Below are 19881 nucleotides of genomic sequence, written 5' to 3' on the forward strand. Positions count from 1 at the left end.
TGGGAAGCCATAGTCTTGAAATCGCGGTAGTCGGCGACGTTGGTGATGGAAAAGGCGTCGCTCAATTCCCAGTTGAAGGTCGCCGTGTATGACTGGCTCTTGCTATTGACCGACGGCGGTTCATCGCTGCCCAGGTCGCGGGGTTTGGTCGCGATACCGGCCGGACCAAGCGGCGCAAGGCGCGCGACGCCGGTGCTGCTGCCGGTGGTGGACGTATTTGCGCCCACGGCGCGGATAAAGACCTTCGCCTGGTCGAAGTCGTTGCCGAAGGTGACGGACGGCGCTCACCGCCGATACCGCGACGCTGACATCCTGCAACGACTGCGCGCGGTCACGATGATTTCGTCATAGCCGATGTCGGCCGGCGACAGTGTCTTGCGCCATGGCCAGCGCCATCGCAGACGCCGAAATAGACATATGCTTTCGCAGTTTCGACATCATCTCTCTCCCTGTTTTATCACCGTATCGCCCGGCGTCATCGTCTTTTACCCCCGACATCGCCGTGCATCCACAAAATGTCTGCCAAGGGATACAAATCGCTATTTTACATGGGATTTGGTATATCGAACGATGTGCGGGACGGGGCTTCGACGCCACGAAAAGTTATGCTAGCGCGTCCTGATGAAGAAGCATGATCCAGCGAGCGGTTCGAACGACGAGGGATCGGGGCGCCGTCGCCAGATATTGGAGATCGCGGCGCAACTGTTCGCGAAAAAGGGATATCGCGGGACATCCATGCGCGACATCGGCGAGCAGGCCGGCGTGTTGGGCGGGTCGCTTTATCACCATATCAAATCGAAGGACGCGCTGTTCGTCGAACTGCACAATGCCGCGCTGGACGCCGCCGAGAGCAGCATCGCCCAGGCTGTCCGCGCGCAGGACGATCCATGGGCCAGGCTGGCGGCGGCCTGCGCGGCCTTGCTGGAAATCCAGCTGGCGCCGGATTCGCTGACGATGCCGATGATGAACGATTTTCGCGAAGTGCCCGATGCGGTGCGCCAACAGCTGATTGCGCGGCGTGATCGGTTCGAAGAGGTTTTCCGATCGCTGGTCGCGGGCCTGCCGCTGCCGTCGCATATCGACCGGTCCGTCTACCGCAATCTATTGTTGTCACAGCTTAATTCAGCGTCGAATTGGTATTGCGCAGGACGTCTGGCGCCCGACGAGATCGCCGCCCAGATCGTGTCGATCTTCCGGCACGAATAGGGTGTTCGCTGTAAACCCGCCATCCTGTCCGGCCCATTGGAATTGACTGTAACACATGTTTGGTGTAGTTGCGGCGCTGCGCTTTGAGGAGAGGCCCGATGTTCAGTTATGTTCCGCCGATCGACGATTACCGCTTCCTGCTGACGCAGGTGCTGCGCTTTGACGCGGCGATGGCGGAGACGGGTCAGGCGGTCGACGCCGACCTGGCGGTCGCGGTGCTGGAGGAAGCGGGGCGGATGTGCGCCGATCGGCTACACCCGCTCAACCGCCATGGCGATGAAGAAGGTAGCCGCCTGGTCGATGGAAGCGTTATCACTCCCGCCGGCTTCGCTGACGCATGGCGCGATTTCGTGGCGGCGGGATGGGCATCCATGTCGGCCGATCCGGCCCATGGCGGGCAGGGCCTGCCGTTCATCCTCCAGCTCTGGCTGGACGAGATGCTGTCGGCGACGAACCTGTCCTTCGGCCTGTTTCCCGGCCTGACCCGCGGGGCCTGCGAAGCGATTGCGGCCCATGCTGACGATGCGCTGAAATCGGTCTATCTGCCGCGAATGGTGAACGGCGAATGGACCGGCGCCATGGCGCTGACCGAAAGCGGCGCAGGCACCGACCTCGCCCTGCTCAAGACCAGGGCCGTTCCGCAGGGCGATGGCAGCTTTGCCGTGACCGGACAGAAAATCTTCATTTCGTCGGGCGACCATGATTTTGGCGGCAACATCGTCCATCTCGTGCTGGCGCGCCTGCCCGATGCACCGGCCGGGGTGAAGGGAATCAGCCTGTTTCTGGTGCCCAAATATCTGCCCGACGCGGACGGCGAATTCACGATGCGCAACGGCATGTCGGTCGGCGCGCTGGAAAAGAAGATGGGCATCCATGCCCAGCCGACCTGCGTGATGAATTATGACGAAGCGACCGGCTGGCTGGTCGGCGCGCCGAACAGGGGGCTGGCCGCCATGTTCACGATGATGAACGCGGAGCGGCTGATGGTCGGCATCCAGGGACTCGGCGTCGCCGGCGCGGCCTATCAGCAGGCCGCGGGTTACGCCAAGGAGCGGCTCCAGGGACGCAGCGCCGATGGTGCGCGTGGGCCGGTGGCGATCATCGACCATGCCGATGTGCGGCGGATGCTGCTCAACATCCGCGCCTTTGTCGAGGCCGGGCGGGCATTGGGCGGCTGGACCGCGCTCCAACTCGATCGGGCGCATCATCATCCCGACGCCGCCGAGCGGGCGAAGGCCGACGCGCTGGTCGCGCTGTTGACGCCGGTCGTGAAGGCCGCCTTCACGGATTTCGGTTTCGACAGCGCGGTGCAGGCGCAGCAGGTGTTCGGCGGCCATGGCTACATCCGCGAATGGGGCATGGAGCAATATGTGCGCGATGCGCGCATCGCGCAAATCTATGAAGGCACCAATGGCGTGCAGGCGATGGATTTGGTCGGGCGCAAGCTGGCGATGGCGGGCGGCGCCGTGGTTGACGGCTATTTCGACCTTATCGCGGCGGATGTGGACGCGGCCGGCGCTATTGATATCGCGATCAAGACGCGCGCGGCGTTGGCTTTGTTGCGCACCACCACGGCATCGCTGCAAGGCGCGCATGGGGATGCTGCGGGCGCTGCGGCGGTCGATTATCTGCGCCTTTTCGCGCTGGTTTCGATGGGATGGATGTGGACGCGCATGGCCGTGGCGGCGCAGGGCGACGATGTGTTGCACGCCGGCAAGCGTATCGTCGCCGACTTCTTCGCCCAGCGGATGCTGCCGCAGGCGCAGAGCCTGGCGGTCAGCATCGCGGCTGGCGAAGCGTCGATCATGGCGCTGGGCGCAGACTGCTTTTAAGCACGGCTTGATCGATCCGAAACCGCTTAGCAGCCAGGGGGAGGGCGCTGCGCGGTGCCGCTTGACCGGCTTGGGGCAATATCGTGGATCGGCACGATCGGCCTGGGGCGTCACGACTGCGCGCAAAATGCCACCAAAGCAGATCGCCATCGGCTAGGGCTATCGCTGCGCAGAGCGGGGGAATGCTGTCTCCATGGCCGGCGTCCGCCTCGTCTCGTCGCATCGATAGGGAACTGTTAACTTTCCTGTCGAAGAAAGGCGCCATGGAGAGAAGGCAGGAGATTGACGGCGGACGACCGGTGCGGACCTGGTTCAACCGCGCCGCCGCGCCTGCCTTGCCCGATGCGGTCTATCGCGACCTCGTCTCCACCCTCTTCACCATGACTGCGCCGATCGCGGGATTTGGCATCCTCTATGCGCTGGTCGGATCGCTCATCTACATCAAGTGGCACGATGGCTGGATCGCCGCCCTGACCCGCATTGCGATTGCGGTGACGATCGGGCGCGTCCTGTTGATCCGCGCCTATCATCGCGCCGGCGGCGCGGATCAGGACGTTGCGCGCCTGGGGCGTTGGGAAGGGCGCTACGCCATCCTCACTTATGCCTTCGCGCTGCTGATCGCCGCGCTGAACCTGTGCGTCCTGATGGCGCACGAACCACTCGTCCATCTGGCGACGGTCAGCCTGGTCTTCACCTTTGGCGCAGGCATCGTGTCGCGCAACGCCGGTCGGCCGACATTATGCGCGATCAGCGTGTCGTTGGCGGTGCTGCCCGTCGCGTTCGCGATGTTCGTTCATGCCGCAAGCGATGATGGCGAGAGGCTGCACACCGAATTTTTCACGCTCGAAGCCCTGCTCCTCATCACGGTGGGGTTGATGAGCCTGGCGTCGGCGCGGCATCTCTATGGCGCATCCGTCGAACATCTCACCGCCAAACATGATCTGGGCAAGCTCGCCCGCTTCGATCCGTTGACCGGCCTGCCCAATCGACTGCTCCTGCGCGAATCCTTTCAGGCCAAGCTCAAATCCGCCCATGCGACCAGCCAGCTGGCGATTCATTATCTGGACCTGGACGGATTCAAGGCGATCAACGATCAATATGGCCACCCCGTCGGCGACAGGATGCTGGTGGAGGTCGCGGATCGGTTGGCGTCGGCGATTCGAACGCAGGATGTCGCGGCGCGGCTGGGCGGCGATGAATTCCTCCTGATCCAATCCCATGTGCACCATGCCGATCAGGCCGAACTGCTCGCGCGCAGGGTGATCCGGCAATTGAGCGAACCCTATGTCATTGACGGCGTCGCCATGCGCATTTCGGTCAGCATCGGCATCGCCCTGACGCCCGAACATGGCCTCGACATGGAAAGGCTGATGGGATGTGCGGACGCGGCCCTCTATCGGTCCAAGGCCAAGGGAAAGGCGCAGGTGCAATTTTGCGGTCCCGAAGATGTGCAGGATGAGGGCCGGGCGGTCGCCTGACGGCCAAAATGCCGCAATCCATGCAATATTCCCGAATGGTTGATGAAAAATCCCAATAAGCGGGATTATTTATCGGCGACAATCCCGCGCGCGGCCGGGATAGGGTTGGATTTCAGCACTTTCCGCAAACTGGCACGCTCTCTGCAATATGGCGGACAGAGCCTGCGAGCAGGTTTCGGCCAGACGCTCAGGGCCAGACGCTCATGGCCAGATACTCAGGGCCACATACTCAGGGCCACATACTCAGGGAAGGACATCATCATGAAGACCATTGCTTTCATCGCCGCCATTGCCGTCGCCACCGTCGCCGTTTCGGCCGCCAGCACGCCCGCCTTCGCTCAGGCCCAGGGCAATTTCGGCGCCGCCAAGGTGCGCTATGACGTCAAGACCGACCGTTATTGTTTCAAGCAGGTGGTGACCGGATCGCTGATCCCCGTGACCCAGTGCCGCAGCAAGAGCGAATGGGCGCAGGCGGGGCTGACCATCAGCCACAAGCCCGCGGTGCGCTTCGCGCAGCGTTGATCGCGCCGGGTCAAGCCAGGGGCGCGGGCCGTCAATGGGACGTTTCAGCCCTTGGGCGTGACCCATATCTCGACCGGTGCGACGAATTTGCCGGGCGCGGGCTTGCCGACATGAATGCGGTCGGCGGTGACCCGCTCACCGGTTTCCAGGTGGAATGTCGCCCACGGCTTGGGCATCCGGCCAAAGCTCATCTTCTGGATGGCCTGGCCGGTGGCGCTGTTCATGATCGTTGCAATGATGGTCATCGACGCGCTCTAGCGCCGACCGCCCCGGCCCGTAAACACCGGAAGCGCCCCGATGGACGAACGGTCCATATCCTGCCCGCCCATCGGTGCGATGCGCCCGGTTACTGGAGATAGGCGCGCTTCAATGCCGCGATATCGACGGCGGTGACGCCGATCTCCTGCTTCAGATAATTGTCGACCGAACCCCAGCGGGCGTCGATTTCCTCGAACGCGCTGGCCAGGAACGCCTTGCCGTCGGCATCCTTGAGCGGTTGCGCCTTGGCATAGGCGGGATTGCTCTGATAGCGGGCGAACATCTGGGCGACCGGATTGTCCGGGTAGAGCGCCGCATTGATCGGGGGCACCTCATATTGCGGCTGCCGATAGCTGGTCGACAGATGATAATCCGCCAGGATGACGTCGCGGGGCACGCCAAGGGCGGACAGGATCATCGCGCTCGCAAAGCCGGTGCGGTCCTGCCCGGCGGAGCAATTATATTCCACCGGCCCTTCGTTGCGCTTCAATATGTCGAACAGGATGCGCAGTTGCGGCGCGAGCTGTTCAGGGAAGTTCCGATAGAGCGCACCGCCATTGCGCAGGTCGCCCTTGATCATCGCCGCCATTGAATAGCCTATCGTGGAATAGGGGACGCCGTCGATCTGCGACGGTGCGAACTGCCGTTCCTCGTCCGATCGCAGATCGACCATGTTGCGCAGGCCCAGCGCCTGGACCCGCGCCTTGTCGTCGGCGGTCAGCATGGCCGATCCGCCCGACCGATAGAGCAGGCCCCATTTGACCTGCTTGCCATCCTTGGTCCGATACCCGCCCAGATCGCGGAAGTTGGACCCCTGCGCCAAGGGCACCAATCGTTCGGACAGGATCGTGACCTTGTTGTCGGCCCGGTCGCGCAGCAGGAAATAGGGCCGCTTGACTGCATCGACCGGAACGATCTCGCCGCCGTCGACATCGGCGGCCGACAGCAGTCGCGCCGACGCGATGTCCGCATCCGCCCGATCGGCGGCATAGACGTCGACTTTGGCGGCGCCCGACCAGCGCAATTGCATCTTGTCGCCGGCCAGCCGCTCCGCCGTCGCATCGGCGACGCGGGCTGATGCAGGCATGGCGGCGAAAGACAGGACGATCAGGGACGGGCCGGCCAGGGCCAGAATGATTTTCTTCATAGCTCTATCCTCTCGTTCAGAACTGGACGTTCACTTCGCCGCCGAATGTGCGCGGCTCGTTATAGATGGCGTATGTGCCCAGCGCGGCGCTGTAGTTGCGCAGGAACACGAACTGGTTGTCGAGCAGGTTGCGCGCCCATAGCGACACGCGCAGCTTCGCATTGTCCCGGCCCAGATCGATGTCGGCCAGCGACAGTCGGCCATTGACCAGGAAGGTGCGGTCGTTGAGCGTGGGATCGCTGGCGCTGCTATATTGGCGGCTGGCGAAATTGGCGTCGAGATGCGCGAGGATCTTCGCGTCCCCGGCGACCGGCAGGCTGTAATCGATCGCGCCGCTGGACGAGTGTTTGGGCACATAGACCGGATAGACGGTGACCAGCGGATTGCCGGCAATGAAGGGGTTATGCGCCTGGGGCAGGCGGATGTCGGTCAGGGCGTAGCTGGCGGTCAGCGTCAGGCCGGTCGCTGGCGCCACCGTCAAGTCCGCTTCGAACCCCTTGATCCGGCCCGACCCGTCGACATTGACCGTTTCCAATGTGGTGCGGTTGACACCCGGCGTCACCGCGTTGAAATCGATCTGCACATTCTTATACTTGGTCGTATAGGCCGCAAGGTTGAGGCGGACCATATTGTCCAGCAGGTCCATCTTCGACCCGATTTCGAAACTGGACACCGATTCCGGCCCGAAGCTGCGATAGGTGAGCGAGCGCGAATTGGCGCCGCCCGCCTTGTAGCCGGTGCTCCACTTGCCATAGACATTGATATGGCGGCTCACATCATAGGCAAGCGTGACCAGCGGATCGAAACGATCGGACTTGAATGCCATCGGCACGTCGCCGGTGACGCCGTTGACGGTCGGCGTCGCGCCATTGACCTTGGTCAACTCGCCCTTCTTCTTGTCATGACTGTACCGTCCGCCCATCGTCAGGTGGAAACGATTGTCCAGCGCGGCCGGGGACCAGGTGAACTGTCCGAAAGCGGACAGATTGTCGGTGGTCGCGGTGCTGGCGCGATCGGGGAAGATGGTCGAGGCGGTCGGCGACGGCAGCACGGTGTAGGCTGTGCCGTCGGCATTGAACTTCAGCGTATTGGGCGACCAGGCGTCGTCGCTGACATGTTCATGATAATAGAATAGGCCAGCGACATAAGTGATGTCGGCCAATTCGCCGATCGCCTGGAACTCTTGGCTATATTGATATTGATCGAAATTGGCCAGGCTGTAGCGGCTGAAATTGGCGTTGGGCGAGAAGACCGACAGCACGGTGGCGCCATTGTCATATTGGCTCTGCGTCAGGTCGCGATAGGAACTGATCGATCGCAGCGTCAGATTGTCGGCGACCTCCCAGTCCAGGTTGAGCTGATGGCCCCAGGTCTTGCCGACGCTTTCCTGCAACGGCACGCCGACATTGGCGGTCTTGGCGCGATCGGGCTGCAATTTTAGGATCGGCGCCAGCGCCAGCGATCCTTTGGACAGCAATTGCAGATAATAGGGCGTGGTCGCGTCATAGCTTGTGTCGAAACTGTAGAGCGCCGTGAAGGTGGACGTCGGCTCCCATTTGACCGCGACATGCAGGCCGCGCCGGTCATAGCTGTTGAAATCGGCCTCGCCCGACATGGGATTGTCCACCGTCCCGCCGCGGCGCTGCACCAGTCCGTCCAGTTTGACGCTGATATTGTGGAAACTGGGCAGATCGAGATGGACGACGCCTTCATAGCCGCCATAATTGCTGACGCCGGCGGTGGCGTTCATATGGGACGCGCCGCTCGGCTTGCGAGTGACGATGCTGACGGCGCCGCCTTCGGTATTGCGGCCGAACAACGTGCCTTGCGGTCCCTTCAGCACTTCGATCTGCTCGACGTCGAACAGCGCGGCGCCAAGGCCCTGGGCGCGGCCCATATAGACGCCGTCGACATAGACGCCCACGCCCTGGTCGCGCGCCGGTTGATTGGCGTCGCCCAGCGCGCCGACGCCGCGTATGCCCAGCGTCAACGCCGACTTGCGCGAAAAGAAGGGAGCGATGCGGAGCGAGGGGATCGACCCGTCGCCCAGATCCTCCAGCGACAGGATGTGGCGGTTGCGCAGATCGTCGGCGTTCATCACCGCAATGGCGATCGGCGTGTCCTGCAGATCGGTCTGCCGCTTTTCCGCCGTGACCACGATCGCGGCCAATCCTGCGTCCCCCATGGCGTCGGCCGCCGGGGCCGCCGCTATAGCGGATGTATCGGCCAAGGCCATGCCGGGAACCAGCGCTGCGGACAGCGCGCTTCCGGCCAATGCCGAGGCGTAAAATAGTTTTCCAACCGACTTTTTCATATGCTGTCCCCTCATAAGTCGGCGGCCAATTAGAACGGCTGTATGTCTTTCATGTTACATCTGTATCGGGTATTTTTTACCTCCTCTCCTGGTCGGGGTCTTGCTATGCTGCGCCAGGGAGATCCTGATGCACGACCGGTTGGCGCCCTCCATGGAGGCGCAATATTCCTCGAAAGATCGAATTATAGACGCAGTTCTGGGACTGTGGGAGGATGTGGGAGGGACCGGCCTTTCGGTGCGCACCATCGCCCGCGCGGCGGATGTGCCGGTGTCGTCGCTCTACTACCACTTCGGCTCTCTGGAACAGTTGTTCGTCATCGCGCAGGATCATGCCCGCCTGTCCGCCGCCGCCTGGCGCGATCGCCATTTGCACGGTTTGCAGGGCGCGCGGCTGGACGCGATGGCCTTCGCCCCTGTTTTTGCGGCGCTGGTCGACGATTGGGCCTGCGCGCAGCGACGGCTGGCCTTTGCCTGGCGTGAAGGACAGCAACTGGCGGTGCGCGATCCCGGTTTTCAGGAGGGCGCCATGCGCTGGACCCATATGTGGGTCGATATGTGGCGCGAAATCGGCGCGCATTTCGGACTGGAGGACAGCGGCGCCCTGACGGCGCGGCTGTTCGACAGCGAAAGCTTTCTCCATATGATCAACTGGCGCCGGATGGTGGACCGCGCCGGGCTGGACGAGTTCGCCCGCGGCTGGACGGCCTGGCTGTGCGGGCGGGCGATCCCCGATGCGCCGTTCCGCGATTTCGCGCGGGCGCAGGCGCAGCGCGAATTCCCCGCCTTGCCGGAACGGGACGAAACCGCCGGCCGGATCGCCGCGGCCGCAGCCGCGATCGTGTCGCGCAAAGGGGCCGGCAGCATGACCCATCGCGCCGTCGCAGCCGAAGCGGGTCTGACCCTGGGCGTCGTATCGCATAAATTCCGCACCAGCGCCGACCTGATGCGGGCGGCGTTCGATTCGCTCTATCTGGGCAATGTGCCTGCAACCGGATCGGCCGTCGCGCCAGTCGTCGACGATCATTGGTCACTGGGCGATCTTGTCCAGCTGCTCCAGCGCAGCGCCGCCAGCGCCGGGCCGGAGGAACTGACGATCGTCGTGGCGCGCGATCCGTCCTATCGCCATTTCGCCGCGCAACTCCGCTATCTGCGCGGCCGCACGTCGGGCCGCTATCTCCAGGCTTTTCTGGGGCCGGATCACCCGATCAGCGAACTGGAAGCGGCGCTCTTCTCAGGATTTCTGGCAGGCCAGATTCGGGCGCAACTCGCCGCGCCGGGATATCAATCCCCCGATCGCGTGCATCAGGAACTGGAACAGCTGCTGGCGCTGATCGCGCGCCGCGTCGTGTCACCATAACGTCATCAACGCGCACTAGCGGCAATGCCACCTCTTCAGGACGGCAGCTGCCATGGACCAATCCGATCGAATGGGCGCCGGACGCATCGCCCTTTTCTCGCTGCCGGTGGTGCTGTTCCAGGCCATCGAACTGGCCTGGCGCGCCTATCTGCCGCAACATCTGATCGCGACCGTGGGGCTTTCACTGGGCGTGACCGGGCTTTTGATGGTGGCCATGCGCGGCATGGACGCGATCGCCGACCCGATCATGGGGTGGATGAGCGACCATGTCGATACGCGCTATGGACGGCGGAAACCCTGGATCATGCTGGGTGTGCCGCTCGTCGCCATCGGCGCGCTCGGCCTGTTCCTGTCCGGTGCGGGTACGACCCTCATGACCATCATGCTGGCCAGCGTCCTGCTGCATCTTGGCTATTCGCTGATGGTTACGCCCCATGGCGGCTGGGGGCTGGAGATCGGACGGGACGCCGACGAGCGCACGCGGCTGATGAGCGCGAAAATCTGGTACGCCTCTGCTGGCGCCATCGCGCTGCTGCTGGTGATCGCCGGACTGGAGCGGGGGCTGGGCGTCGGCAAGGCGGGTGTCGCAGCAACGCTCGGCATGATGATTGCGCTGCTCGCGCCGCTGACGGTTTTTCCTGTCATCCGTTTCTTCAAGGAACGGCCGCAACCCTGCCCGCAACCCCAGCACGGCCATCAACCGATCACAGGGTCCGTCCGCGCCGTCTTCGCCAATCCGCTGCTGCGCAAGCCGTTGGCGCTCTATCTTTTGCTCGGCCTGGCCGATGCCGCCAGCGCCACCTGCTTCCTGTTTCTGAGCGACAATGTGCTGCAATTGCACGGTTGGGGCGCGACGCTGTTACTGATCCAGCCCGCGCTGGCGCTGGTCACGCTGCCACTATGGAGCAGGATGAGCCGACGGCATGGGCGCGAGCGGGTGCTCATCCTCGCTTATGGCTGGCAGCTGATCGTCACCCCGTTCGCGCTCCTGCTGCCTGTCGGCAATCTGCCGACCATGATCGGCTATATGATCGCCCGCAACCTGATCTGGGGCGTCGATTACGCCCTGTTGCGCGCCATGGTCGCCGATGCGGCGGATCGCGACATCGTGCAGGGCGCGAATCGGTCTGGCCTCTATTACGGCCTGTCCAGCATCGTCCTGAAACTGGCCATGGGATTGGGGGCGGGCGGCGCGATCTGGCTGATGTCGCTCGCCCGTTTCGACGCAAAGGCGACCCTGTTGTCGCAAGGCGCGGAACAGGCGGTCCGCCTCGCTTGCGCCATGCCCGGTCTGCTGGGCGCGCTGGCGGCCCTCATCATCCTGACGCCACGTCCCACGCCCGGCCTGGGAACCCGCGCCGCATCGACCTGAAGCGAAAGGCGCGCCGTCATGGGGATTGCGACGGGCGTGGTCGCGCCGCTCAACTGCCGTCGGACATCAGCGTGCCGCCGTCCACCACCAGATTGTGGCCGGTGGCAAAGGCGCCGGCGGGCGCGGCGAGGAACAGCGCCGCGTCCGCGATCAGCGGCGCCGACAATGCGGTGCGGATGAAGCCGGGGAGACGGCGTTGACCCGGACTTGGCGCGGCCCTCATTCGACCGCCAGCTTACGGGCGAAAATTCATGCTCGGCGCCAACATCAAGGACGCCAGGGGCTGGAAGAACCAGACAATGAACAGCAGCGGCGGCATTTCCCGCCATCGCATCTCATCGGCCATCTATCATTATTGCGACATGCCGGGGCAGGCTGGGGAGGCGGAATATCAAGCCGACACCGATTATTTGGCCGATCATTGGGTGCCGCGCATGGGATTTCCGTTTCGGCGCCTTGCTCTGGTCGAACAACACCCCGCCGATCGTTCGCGGCGACAATATACCTTGGGACATGGCCTTCGACGCGGACCGCGCCAGTTTCGAACCTTTTCGCAAGACCAGCCCTGGTCGGTTGCCGGTCAGCGGCAAGCTCGCCGAATCAGCGCGGCGGGCGGACATGCGCTGTGAGGCTGGCGCGCGCGGCCCGATCTTGCTGTCGCATTCTGCCAGCCGTCGGCTGTTCCGGTCGACGGCGGAATGGTCTAGGCATCCGCCATGCGCAACGACCCACCCTATCGCCGGATCGGCATCATCGGCACGGGCCGCGTCGCTCAGGCCATGGCCCTCGCCCTGCACGCCCAGGCGGCCGATCCGCTGCTGGTGTGGGGCCGCGACCCGGCCCGGCGCGACGCCATGGTCGCTAGGATCGGCCACGCCCAGGCAGCGCATGACCTGACGGCGATCGCCTCCACCTGCGACCTGATCCTGATCGCCGTGTCGGACGACGCCATCCCCGATCTGGTCGCCGCACTGGCGCAGCAACTGCCCGCAAGCGCCACGCCCTTCATCCTCCATCTCAGCGGCCGCAGCGGTGCGGCGGTCCTCGCCCCATTGGCGCAGCGCGGGGCCCTGACCGCGGCCGTGCATCCGGCCATGACCTTCACCGGCGATCCCTTGCAGGAGGTCGCCCGCATGGTCGGGGCCCGCTTCGTCGTCACCGCCGACACACAAGCGGCGATCGCGGCCGCGCAAGCGCTTGTCGCCCTGCTCGGTGGCGGCATGGAGCAGGTGGCGGAGGCGCAGCGCGCGCTCTATCACGCCGCCCTTTGCCACGCCGCCAATCATCTGGTGACATTGATCGCCGGCGCGCGCGATGCGTTGGCGGCCGCCGGCGTCGCCGAACCGGGCGCACTGCTGCGCCCACTCGTCCGCGCCGCGCTCGACAACAGCCTCGACCGGGGCATGGCGGCCCTGTCGGGACCGCTGCTGCGGGGCGATGGAGACACTATCGCCGACCATTTGGCTGCGCTCTCCACGACAAGCCCGCACCTGCTCCCCGCCTATCGCGCCATGGCGATCGCGACGCTCGACGCCCTGGAACGCTCCGGCCCACAACCGGCCGCGGGATTGCGGGAGGCGCTGGCGTCCATCGCATAACTATCCAGTTCCTTCATCCTCTCTTGTCGGACGCGCCGCTGCCAAGCTATGCCTGTCGCAGGCAGAAAAGGATGGATGCGTGGCCAAATCGCCGATGAATATGCAGGGCAAGGCGACCGGACGGGCTGGCGAAGCGGAAGAGACGCGGCTCAATATATTGGATGTCGCCACGCTGGAGTTCGCCGACAAGGGGCTGAGCGGCGCGCGCATCGACGAGATCGCCGATCGGACCGACGCATCCAAGCGGATGATCTATTATTATTTTGGCAGCAAGGAAGGCTTGTATCGCGCCGTGCTGGAACGCGCCTATACTGCGGTGCGAGAGATTGACGCGGACAATACGCGCAGCGACCTGGCGCCCGACGCCGCTCTGCGCGACGTGGTCGGCGCCACCTTCGATTATCATCACCAGCATCCCGAATTCGTCCGGCTGGTGATGAACGAGAATATCCTGCGTGGCGCGCATATCGGCGAAATTCCCGGCATCCGCGAACGCAATCGCAAAGTGGTGGAGCAACTGCGCGCCATCTTGGCGCGTGGCGTGGAAAGCGGCCATTTCCGCGAAGGCATCGACCCGCTGGAATTGCATATGACGATCAGCGCGCTCTGCTTCTACAATGTCTCGAACCGCTATACCGTCTCCTACGGTTTCGAACGCGACGTCACCGCGCCCAAAGTGCTGGCGCGCCGGCGCACCAATGTCATCGACATCGTCGAAAGCTGGTGCCGGGCCTGAACCTCGGCGTCTGATCTTCATCTAGCATCATCATGCTGAACATGGTTCGTGGCGCTGGCCTATGCCTCAGCATCCCTCGCGCCTGCATGTCCATTGGCCCGCGAGAAGAGACGGATGCTGAGCCGCAGCAGCGCCGTTGCGCAGTTCGGCGTCCTGTCTGATCAGCAGGCGATGTCCGGTCCTGGCGCTCCTTCGAAGAGAACAGCCTGGCTTCATCGTGCATTATCATCAGGCTTGCCTTCGCACCAGCCGATGATATTGATGTACGAAATAGTTAGCACAAGAATCGGAATGGAGAGGATCATGCAAAGGCGTATCGCGCTGTCATTGGGCTTGGTATTGGGTCTGGCGCTGCTGGCGGCGCACGGGCAGGTTCACGCACAGTCGCCATCTCCCGCTACCGCGCCCGAACCGGCGCTGGGCGATCCGATGCCCGACCGCATCCTGACCCTGGCCAATGGCGTCACCGTCAACGCGGACATCGCCTATTCCGTCATTCCCGGCTACCGGCCGATCATTCTGGATTTGTACCGCCCCGCGGCTCAGGCCGGCCCGCTGCCGCTCATCCTCTACATCCATGGCGGCGGCTGGGCGAACGGCCATACGCGCCAGTCCGGCGCGTTCAGCGATTTCCCCGCAGTCCTGGCCGACCTGTCGGCGCGCGGCTATGTCGTCGCCTCGCTCGAATATCGCCTGTCGAAGGAAGCGCCGTTCCCCGCCGCGATCGACGATGTCCGCACCGCCATTCGCTTTCTGCGCGCCAATGCCGCGCGCTTCGGGCTGGACGGGGGCAAGGTGGCCGTCTGGGGCGGATCGGCCGGCGGCCAGCTCGCGGCGCTTGCTGCGCTCCAGTGCGGCGGCGCGCCGACCGGCGAGGACAAGAGCAACCCCGGCCAGAGCGACTGCGTGCAAGCCGGGGCGGGCTGGTACGGCGTCTATGATTTCGCCACTATGCCGCAGGCGATCGCCGGCGCGGAAAACGCCTATCTCGACTGCGTGAAGCCCGATTGCCCGGCCGATCGCGTCAGGGCCGCCAGTCCCGCGGCCCATGTCGACGCCAAAGACCCGCCGATGCTGCTGATCCACGGCACCGACGACAAGGTCGTGCCCGCCGCCCAGTCGCAGCAGCTCGCCGCGACGCTGAAGGCGGCCCATGTCCCCGTCACGCTGGAGATCATCCCCGGCGTCGGCCATAGCTGGATCGGCGCGGATGCGGCGGCGACCCGCGCCGCCTCGCTGCGCGCGCTCGACCTCACCTTCCGCTTCTTCGACACGCAACTGAAGGGCAGGAAATAATGCGCCGCTTGCTGCTGGCCCTGGGGCTCCTGCTTTCCGCGCCCGCTTCGGCCCAGATCGTCGATCGGCCCGCCGGCGATCCCGTCCGCACGACCGACGGTCTGGTCGCGGGCAAGACGTTGGCGTCGGGCGTGCGCGCCTGGCTTGGCGTGCCGTTCGCCGCGCCGCCGGTGCGCGACCTGCGCTGGCGTGCGCCGCAACCCCATGCCCGCTGGAGCGGCGTCTGGAACGCCGATCGCTTCGCGCCGGAATGCATCCAGCCGCTGCGCGCCCGCAACATCAACCATTATTTCGGGGAGGAAGCGACCAGCGAGGATTGCCTCTACCTCAACATCTGGGCGCCGCCCGGTCCCGCGCCCGCTGGCGGCTATCCGGTCGTCGCCTGGATCTATGGCGGCGGTTTCAACATCGGTTCGGCCTCCATGGCCAATTATGCGGGCGATGCGCTCGCCGCCAAGGGCGTGGTCTATGTCGCCATTGCCTATCGCGTCGGGCCATTGGGCTTTCTCGCACACCCGGAACTCAGCGCCGAAAATGGCGGCAAGTCGGGCAATTACGGCCTGAAGGATCAGGTCGCCGCGCTCCAGTGGATCAAGGCCAATATCGCCGGTTTCGGCGGCGATCCGGGCAATGTGACGATCGCGGGCCAGTCCGCCGGATCGATGTCGGTCTCGTTGTTGCAAGCCAGCCCGGCGACCAAAGGCCTGTTCCAGCGCGCCGTCGGCATGAGTGGCGGCGCATTTGGTGGCATCGGCACGCCCGTCCCGCTCAAGGACGCCGAAGCCGAAGGCCTGGCGCTGCAACAGGCGCTGGGCGCGCAGTCGATCGAACAGATGCGCGACCTGCCCGCCGACCAGTTGATCGCCCGCGCCGCGCCGGTGCGCCGCCGTCCGATCGTGATCGACGGCGATGTGGTGGCGGAAACCCCCGCCAGCGCCTTCGCCGCCGGGCGTCAGAATGACGTGCCGCTGCTGCTTGGCTTCACCCGCGACGAAAGCTTCCGCTCGCTGGGGCCGGTCGCCACCGTAGCAGACTATGAATCCGCCGTCCGCCGCGCCTTCCCCGCCAACGCCGCGACGATCCTGCAACGCTATCCCGCGCGCACGCCGGACGAAGCGCGAAGGCAGGCCCGCGACATCGAACGCGATTCCACCCTCAACGCGCAAATGGCGCAATGGGCGCTGGCGCAGTCGGCCACCGGCAAGGCCCCGGTCCACGCCTATGTCTTCACGCGCGTCCAACCCTATCGCCCCGGCGTTCCCTTCGCCGACCATGATCCTGCGACCGTGGGCGCCTATCATTCGGCCGACATCCCCTATTGGCTGGGCACGCTGGACAGCCTCAACCGCTTCCGCATCACCCGCGACTGGACCGCGGTGGACCAGAGCCTGTCCACCGAGATGATGGATCGCCTGATCACCTTCGCCCGCACGGGCGACCCCGGCCCCAACTGGCCCGCCTTCACGCGCGCCAGGCCCAAGGCGCTGGAACTGGGCGACACGCGCGCCGTCATCCCCTGGCCGCATTTCGCCGACTGGCCGTTGTTCGGCGACGCCCCGCCGCCGGCCGATCGTCCGCGGATCAGGGACTGATGGCGATGATCGACCGACGGCATGTGCTCACCGGCCTAGGCGGGGTGATCGCCGCATCCGCTCTGCCGGCGAGGGCATGGGCGGCGACCGACGCGCCGGGCCTGGATTTCGTCTATGAAGCCATCGTCACGCTGGAACCCACGCAGGAGTTCGGCCCGACTCCGCTCGGCACCCGCAGGCGCATCCCCATCACCGGCGGCACTTTCGCCGGTCCGCGCATCCGCGGCGCCGTGCTGGCGGGCGGCGCGGACTGGCAATTGCAGCGCGCCGACAACTGGATGGTCATAGAAGCCGATTACATGATGCGCACGGATGACGGCACGCCGATCCATGTCCGCAATGTCGGCCTGACCAACAGCCGCGTTTCCGGCGCCCCCAGCCGTTATCTGCGCACCGTCCCCAGTTTCGAAGCGCCCACCGGCCCGCACGACTGGCTCAATCAGGCGATCTTCATCGGCACGCTCGGCCCGCCGCCCGACGATGCCCCCAAGCCATCCGTGCGCATCCGCGTCTATCGCGTCACATGAAACGGCGTTCGATCCTCGTCGGCGCGGCGCTGCTGGCGCTGGCGGGCTGCGCGACGACATCGCCCGCGCCATCATCCGCCACCGCCTGCGCCCCAACCGCGCAGTTCGCCTTCGTCTGCGGCGCAAACAAGCCCGAAGACCTTGCCCATATCCCGGCAACCCCCTGGGTGATCGCCAGCGGCTTTGCGACCGGATCGGGGCTGAAACTGATCGACAGCCGCACCCGCCGCGCCAGCCTCTGGTTCACCGCCTCTGCCGATCAGGTCATGCCCGACCCCGGCTATCCCGATTGCGCCACGCCGCCCGATCCGGCGCTGTTCACCGCCCGCGGCCTCAGTCTGCGCATGACTGAAGCGGGGCAGGGGCGGCTGCTGGTCGTCAATCATGGCGGCCGCGAAGCGATCGAGCTTTTCGCGATCGACGCGCGCGGGCTGGCTGCGCCGACCCTGCGCTGGCAGGGTTGCCTCGCCATGCCGCCGGGCCATGTCGCCAATGCCGTCGCCTCCTATGCCGACGGCACGGTCATCGCCACGGTGCTGACGCGCCCCGGCGCCAGTATCACCGATTTCGTGCTCGGCCGCATCACCGGCGGCGTCTACGAACGCGGCCCGCAGGACAGCGCCTTCCGCCTGCTGCCCGGCACGCAGTTGCCCGGCAATAACGGGCTGGAAACGGCGCGTGACGATAGCGGCTTCTACGTCATCGCCTTCGGCCTGCGCGATGTGGTCGCCTATGCGCGCCACGATACGCGCCAGCCGCTCTGGCGCGCGCAGGCGCCCGAATTCATGCCCGACAATATCCATTGGGACGGCGACCGGCTGCTGCTCGCCGGCATGGTGCGCGACGAACCGGCCTGCGGCGGCCTGCGTAAAATCGTCAATGGCGTCGCCGATGGCTTGTTGTGCCATCGCGGCTATGCCGTGGCGCAGCTCGACCCGGAAACCCGCCGCTTTTCTCTGGTCGCCTATGGTCCGCCCGACCCGGTCTTCAACGGCGTATCGGCGGCGGTGATCGTGGATGACGATCTGTGGCTCGGCTCCTATCAGGCGGACCGGATCGGGGTCCGGCCGCTACCCCACATGCTACCGTAAATTTGTATGAACTAGTTCGTACATTTTTCTTGCCGAAATAGACGATCTGGCATAGAAGCGAATCTGCAAGATCGGGAAACATATCTCGACTGATGGGAGGATCGGCCATTGACGGCCCAGTGCAGCATCTATCGTCCGAACGCCCCCCGCCCAGACCTTTCGGGCATGGGTCGCCCTGCGACGCGCACGCCCCGTTTGCGGCGGACCGCGGCGTGAACGCGCCCATCGCGCCGTCCGGGCCGCTCCGTCCCACCCGCGCGCGCATCGGCGTGCTGGCGCTCATCAGCGTCGCCACCCTGCTCAATTATATGGACCGCGCCGTCATGGGCGTCGCCGCCCCCTCGCTGACCGCGGAACTCCATATCTCGCCGGAAATGATGGGCTTCATCTTCTCGGCCTTCTCCTGGACCTATGCCGCGTCGCAAATCCCCGGCGGGCTGCTGCTCGATCGCCTGGGCACGCGCATCACCTATGCCGGATCGCTGATCCTCTGGTCCTTCTTCACTTTGCTCCACGGCCTGGCCGGTAATGTGGCGATGTTGTTCGGCTTCCGTCTTGCGCTGGGCATGGCGGAGGCGCCTTGCTACCCGTGCAACAGCCGCATTCTCAGCAGTTGGTTCCCGCAGGATGAACGGGCGCGGGCCAATTCCGTCTATGCCGTGGGGCAATATGCAGGGCTCGCCTTTTTCAGCCCCGTCCTCTTCTGGGTGGTGGGCAGCTTGGGCTGGCGCGCGCTCTTCGTCATCGCCGGCGTGCTCGGCATGGCCTTTGGCCTGCTCATGTATGCCCGTTATCGCGATCCAGGCGAGAGCCGCCGCGTCAACGCCGCCGAACTCGCCTATATCGAGGCGGGCGGGGGCGTGGCCATCGCCGGCAAGGACGAAAAAATCCCCTTCTCCTGGGCGAATGTCCGCAAACTGATGGGCAAGCGCCAGATATTGGGCGCGTCGATCGGCCAGTTTTGCGGCAACTCCACTCTGGTCTTCTTCCTGACCTGGTTCCCGACCTATCTGGCGACCGAGCGCGGCATGGACTGGCTCAAATCCGGCACCTTCGCCGTCCTGCCCTATATCGCCGCCTCGGCCGGCGTCCTGCTGGGCGGGCAGGTGTCCGACATGCTGATCCGCCGCACCGGCTCCGCCAATATCGGGCGCAAGCTGCCGATCGTCGCGGGTCTGCTGCTGGCCTCCACCATCGTCGCGGCCAATTTCGTTCAGAGCAACACGCTGGTCATCGCCATCATGTCGATCGCCTTTTTCGGGCAGGGCATGGTCAATCTGGGCTGGACCCTGATTTCCGACGTAGCCCCGCGTCAATATATCGGCCTGACCGGCGGCGTCTTCAATCTTTGCGCCAATCTGGCCGGCATCATCACGCCGATCGTGGTCGGGCTGATCGTGGGGCAGACCGGCTCCTTCTACTTCGCGCTCGCCTTCATCGGCATACTCGCGCTGGTCGGGGCCGCCGCTTATGTCTTCATCGTGGGGGATGTGCGCCGGGTGGATATGGACTGACCAACATAGGGCCGTCTCGCACGGCCATATGGAATAGCCAA

General features: G+C 64.9%; 19 protein-coding genes. 15 read left to right on the forward strand and 4 right to left on the reverse strand.

Going from position 1 to position 19881, the window contains the following annotated elements:
• The first annotated feature begins 45 nt into the window (after positions 1 to 45).
• From V473_RS24265 to V473_RS17275, 5 genes are all read left to right on the forward strand, one after another.
• Positions 46 to 351: a hypothetical protein gene (locus tag V473_RS24265; RefSeq protein ID WP_066607895.1), complete on the forward strand. Its 306-nt coding sequence runs from the start codon at positions 46 to 48 to the stop codon at positions 349 to 351.
• 270 nt (positions 352 to 621) lie between these two features.
• Positions 622 to 1206 (forward strand): TetR/AcrR family transcriptional regulator, encoded by a 585-nt coding sequence (locus V473_RS17260; RefSeq protein WP_066607898.1) that lies wholly within the window; start codon positions 622 to 624, stop codon positions 1204 to 1206.
• Between the two features lie 98 nt (positions 1207 to 1304).
• Positions 1305 to 3038 carry an acyl-CoA dehydrogenase family protein gene (locus V473_RS17265; RefSeq protein ID WP_066607900.1) on the forward strand — a complete coding sequence of 578 codons (1734 nt, stop codon included), beginning with the start codon at positions 1305 to 1307 and terminating at the stop codon, positions 3036 to 3038.
• Positions 3039 to 3301: 263 nt separating this feature from the next.
• On the forward strand, positions 3302 to 4516 hold the full coding sequence (locus V473_RS17270; protein ID WP_244884468.1) for a GGDEF domain-containing protein: 1215 nt from the start codon (positions 3302 to 3304) through the stop codon (positions 4514 to 4516).
• A 261-nt stretch (positions 4517 to 4777) separates the two neighbouring features.
• Positions 4778 to 5038: a hypothetical protein gene (locus V473_RS17275; RefSeq protein WP_066607902.1), complete on the forward strand. Its 261-nt coding sequence runs from the start codon at positions 4778 to 4780 to the stop codon at positions 5036 to 5038.
• 44 nt (positions 5039 to 5082) lie between these two features.
• On the opposite strand, the gene V473_RS17280 is transcribed toward V473_RS17275, so the two are convergent.
• The 3 genes from V473_RS17280 to V473_RS17290 form a co-directional block, all read right to left on the reverse strand.
• The gene (locus tag V473_RS17280) at positions 5083 to 5283 is read right to left on the reverse strand and encodes a hypothetical protein (protein ID WP_082679187.1); all 201 of its coding nucleotides are present in this window, start codon (positions 5281 to 5283) and stop codon (positions 5083 to 5085) included.
• 101 nt (positions 5284 to 5384) lie between these two features.
• Complete coding sequence (locus V473_RS17285) at positions 5385 to 6443, reverse strand: tyrosine-protein phosphatase (protein WP_066607905.1); 1059 nt, start codon at positions 6441 to 6443, stop codon at positions 5385 to 5387.
• A gap of 16 nt (positions 6444 to 6459) precedes the next feature.
• On the reverse strand, positions 6460 to 8757 hold the full coding sequence (locus V473_RS17290; RefSeq protein ID WP_066607909.1) for a TonB-dependent receptor: 2298 nt from the start codon (positions 8755 to 8757) through the stop codon (positions 6460 to 6462).
• Between the two features lie 127 nt (positions 8758 to 8884).
• On the opposite strand from V473_RS17290, the gene V473_RS17295 reads away from it, so the two are divergent.
• Complete coding sequence (locus V473_RS17295; RefSeq protein WP_082679188.1) at positions 8885 to 10114, forward strand: TetR/AcrR family transcriptional regulator; 1230 nt, start codon at positions 8885 to 8887, stop codon at positions 10112 to 10114.
• 52 nt (positions 10115 to 10166) lie between these two features.
• Entirely contained in the window at positions 10167 to 11486 is a 1320-nt protein-coding gene (locus V473_RS17300) for an MFS transporter (RefSeq protein ID WP_066607914.1), read from the forward strand.
• Between the two features lie 49 nt (positions 11487 to 11535).
• Here V473_RS17300 and V473_RS23055 read toward each other — a convergent pair whose 3' ends face one another.
• Positions 11536 to 11709 carry a hypothetical protein gene (locus tag V473_RS23055; RefSeq protein ID WP_244884470.1) on the reverse strand — a complete coding sequence of 58 codons (174 nt, stop codon included), beginning with the start codon at positions 11707 to 11709 and terminating at the stop codon, positions 11536 to 11538.
• 28 nt (positions 11710 to 11737) lie between these two features.
• Here V473_RS23055 and V473_RS17305 point away from each other — a divergent pair, with 28 nt between their 5' ends.
• The 8 genes from V473_RS17305 to V473_RS17340 all read left to right on the forward strand — a co-directional run bounded on the left by V473_RS17305 (position 11738) and on the right by V473_RS17340 (position 19840).
• Positions 11738 to 12115, forward strand: coding sequence for a hypothetical protein (locus V473_RS17305; protein ID WP_066607916.1), 378 nt, complete (start codon positions 11738 to 11740; stop codon positions 12113 to 12115).
• An 87-nt stretch (positions 12116 to 12202) separates the two neighbouring features.
• Positions 12203 to 13084 carry a Rossmann-like and DUF2520 domain-containing protein gene (locus tag V473_RS17310; RefSeq protein ID WP_066607921.1) on the forward strand — a complete coding sequence of 294 codons (882 nt, stop codon included), beginning with the start codon at positions 12203 to 12205 and terminating at the stop codon, positions 13082 to 13084.
• Positions 13085 to 13163: 79 nt separating this feature from the next.
• Entirely contained in the window at positions 13164 to 13820 is a 657-nt protein-coding gene (locus V473_RS17315) for a TetR/AcrR family transcriptional regulator (RefSeq protein ID WP_242495942.1), read from the forward strand.
• 303 nt (positions 13821 to 14123) lie between these two features.
• A complete protein-coding gene (locus V473_RS17320) occupies positions 14124 to 15116 on the forward strand; it encodes an alpha/beta hydrolase (RefSeq protein ID WP_082679221.1) in 993 nt (330 codons plus the stop codon).
• Entirely contained in the window at positions 15116 to 16708 is a 1593-nt protein-coding gene (locus V473_RS17325) for a carboxylesterase/lipase family protein (RefSeq protein WP_066607926.1), read from the forward strand. Before V473_RS17320 ends, V473_RS17325 begins: the two co-directional genes overlap by 1 nt.
• The gene (locus tag V473_RS17330; RefSeq protein ID WP_066607929.1) at positions 16708 to 17235 is read left to right on the forward strand and encodes a DUF3237 domain-containing protein; all 528 of its coding nucleotides are present in this window, start codon (positions 16708 to 16710) and stop codon (positions 17233 to 17235) included. Before V473_RS17325 ends, V473_RS17330 begins: the two co-directional genes overlap by 1 nt.
• Complete coding sequence (locus V473_RS17335) at positions 17232 to 18326, forward strand: hypothetical protein (protein ID WP_066607932.1); 1095 nt, start codon at positions 17232 to 17234, stop codon at positions 18324 to 18326. Before V473_RS17330 ends, V473_RS17335 begins: the two co-directional genes overlap by 4 nt.
• Positions 18327 to 18538: 212 nt before the next feature.
• Positions 18539 to 19840, forward strand: a complete 1302-nt coding sequence (locus tag V473_RS17340; RefSeq protein WP_066607934.1) for an MFS transporter — start codon at positions 18539 to 18541, stop codon at positions 19838 to 19840.
• Positions 19841 to 19881 lie beyond the last annotated feature (41 nt).

The sequence above is a fragment of the Sphingobium cupriresistens LL01 genome (genome assembly GCF_001046645.1).
GTDB lineage: Bacteria > Pseudomonadota > Alphaproteobacteria > Sphingomonadales > Sphingomonadaceae > Sphingobium > Sphingobium cupriresistens.

Bases quoted from the DNA above. Each gene is read 5' to 3' on its own strand.
- V473_RS24265 (WP_066607895.1), top strand. From the start codon at position 46: ATGGAAAAGGCGTCGCTCAATTCCCAGTTGAAGGTCGCCGTGTATGAC.
- V473_RS17260 (WP_066607898.1), top strand. From the start codon at position 622: ATGAAGAAGCATGATCCAGCGAGCGGTTCGAACGACGAGGGATCGGGG.
- V473_RS17265 (WP_066607900.1), top strand. From the start codon at position 1,305: ATGTTCAGTTATGTTCCGCCGATCGACGATTACCGCTTCCTGCTGACG.
- V473_RS17270 (WP_244884468.1), top strand. From the start codon at position 3,302: ATGGAGAGAAGGCAGGAGATTGACGGCGGACGACCGGTGCGGACCTGG.
- V473_RS17275 (WP_066607902.1), top strand. From the start codon at position 4,778: ATGAAGACCATTGCTTTCATCGCCGCCATTGCCGTCGCCACCGTCGCC.
- V473_RS17280 (WP_082679187.1), bottom strand. From the start codon at position 5,283: ATGACCATCATTGCAACGATCATGAACAGCGCCACCGGCCAGGCCATC.
- V473_RS17285 (WP_066607905.1), bottom strand. From the start codon at position 6,443: ATGAAGAAAATCATTCTGGCCCTGGCCGGCCCGTCCCTGATCGTCCTG.
- V473_RS17290 (WP_066607909.1), bottom strand. From the start codon at position 8,757: ATGAAAAAGTCGGTTGGAAAACTATTTTACGCCTCGGCATTGGCCGGA.
- V473_RS17295 (WP_082679188.1), top strand. From the start codon at position 8,885: ATGCACGACCGGTTGGCGCCCTCCATGGAGGCGCAATATTCCTCGAAA.
- V473_RS17300 (WP_066607914.1), top strand. From the start codon at position 10,167: ATGGACCAATCCGATCGAATGGGCGCCGGACGCATCGCCCTTTTCTCG.
- V473_RS23055 (WP_244884470.1), bottom strand. From the start codon at position 11,709: ATGAGGGCCGCGCCAAGTCCGGGTCAACGCCGTCTCCCCGGCTTCATC.
- V473_RS17305 (WP_066607916.1), top strand. From the start codon at position 11,738: ATGCTCGGCGCCAACATCAAGGACGCCAGGGGCTGGAAGAACCAGACA.
- V473_RS17310 (WP_066607921.1), top strand. From the start codon at position 12,203: ATGCGCAACGACCCACCCTATCGCCGGATCGGCATCATCGGCACGGGC.
- V473_RS17320 (WP_082679221.1), top strand. From the start codon at position 14,124: ATGCAAAGGCGTATCGCGCTGTCATTGGGCTTGGTATTGGGTCTGGCG.
- V473_RS17325 (WP_066607926.1), top strand. From the start codon at position 15,116: ATGCGCCGCTTGCTGCTGGCCCTGGGGCTCCTGCTTTCCGCGCCCGCT.
- V473_RS17330 (WP_066607929.1), top strand. From the start codon at position 16,708: ATGGCGATGATCGACCGACGGCATGTGCTCACCGGCCTAGGCGGGGTG.
- V473_RS17335 (WP_066607932.1), top strand. From the start codon at position 17,232: ATGAAACGGCGTTCGATCCTCGTCGGCGCGGCGCTGCTGGCGCTGGCG.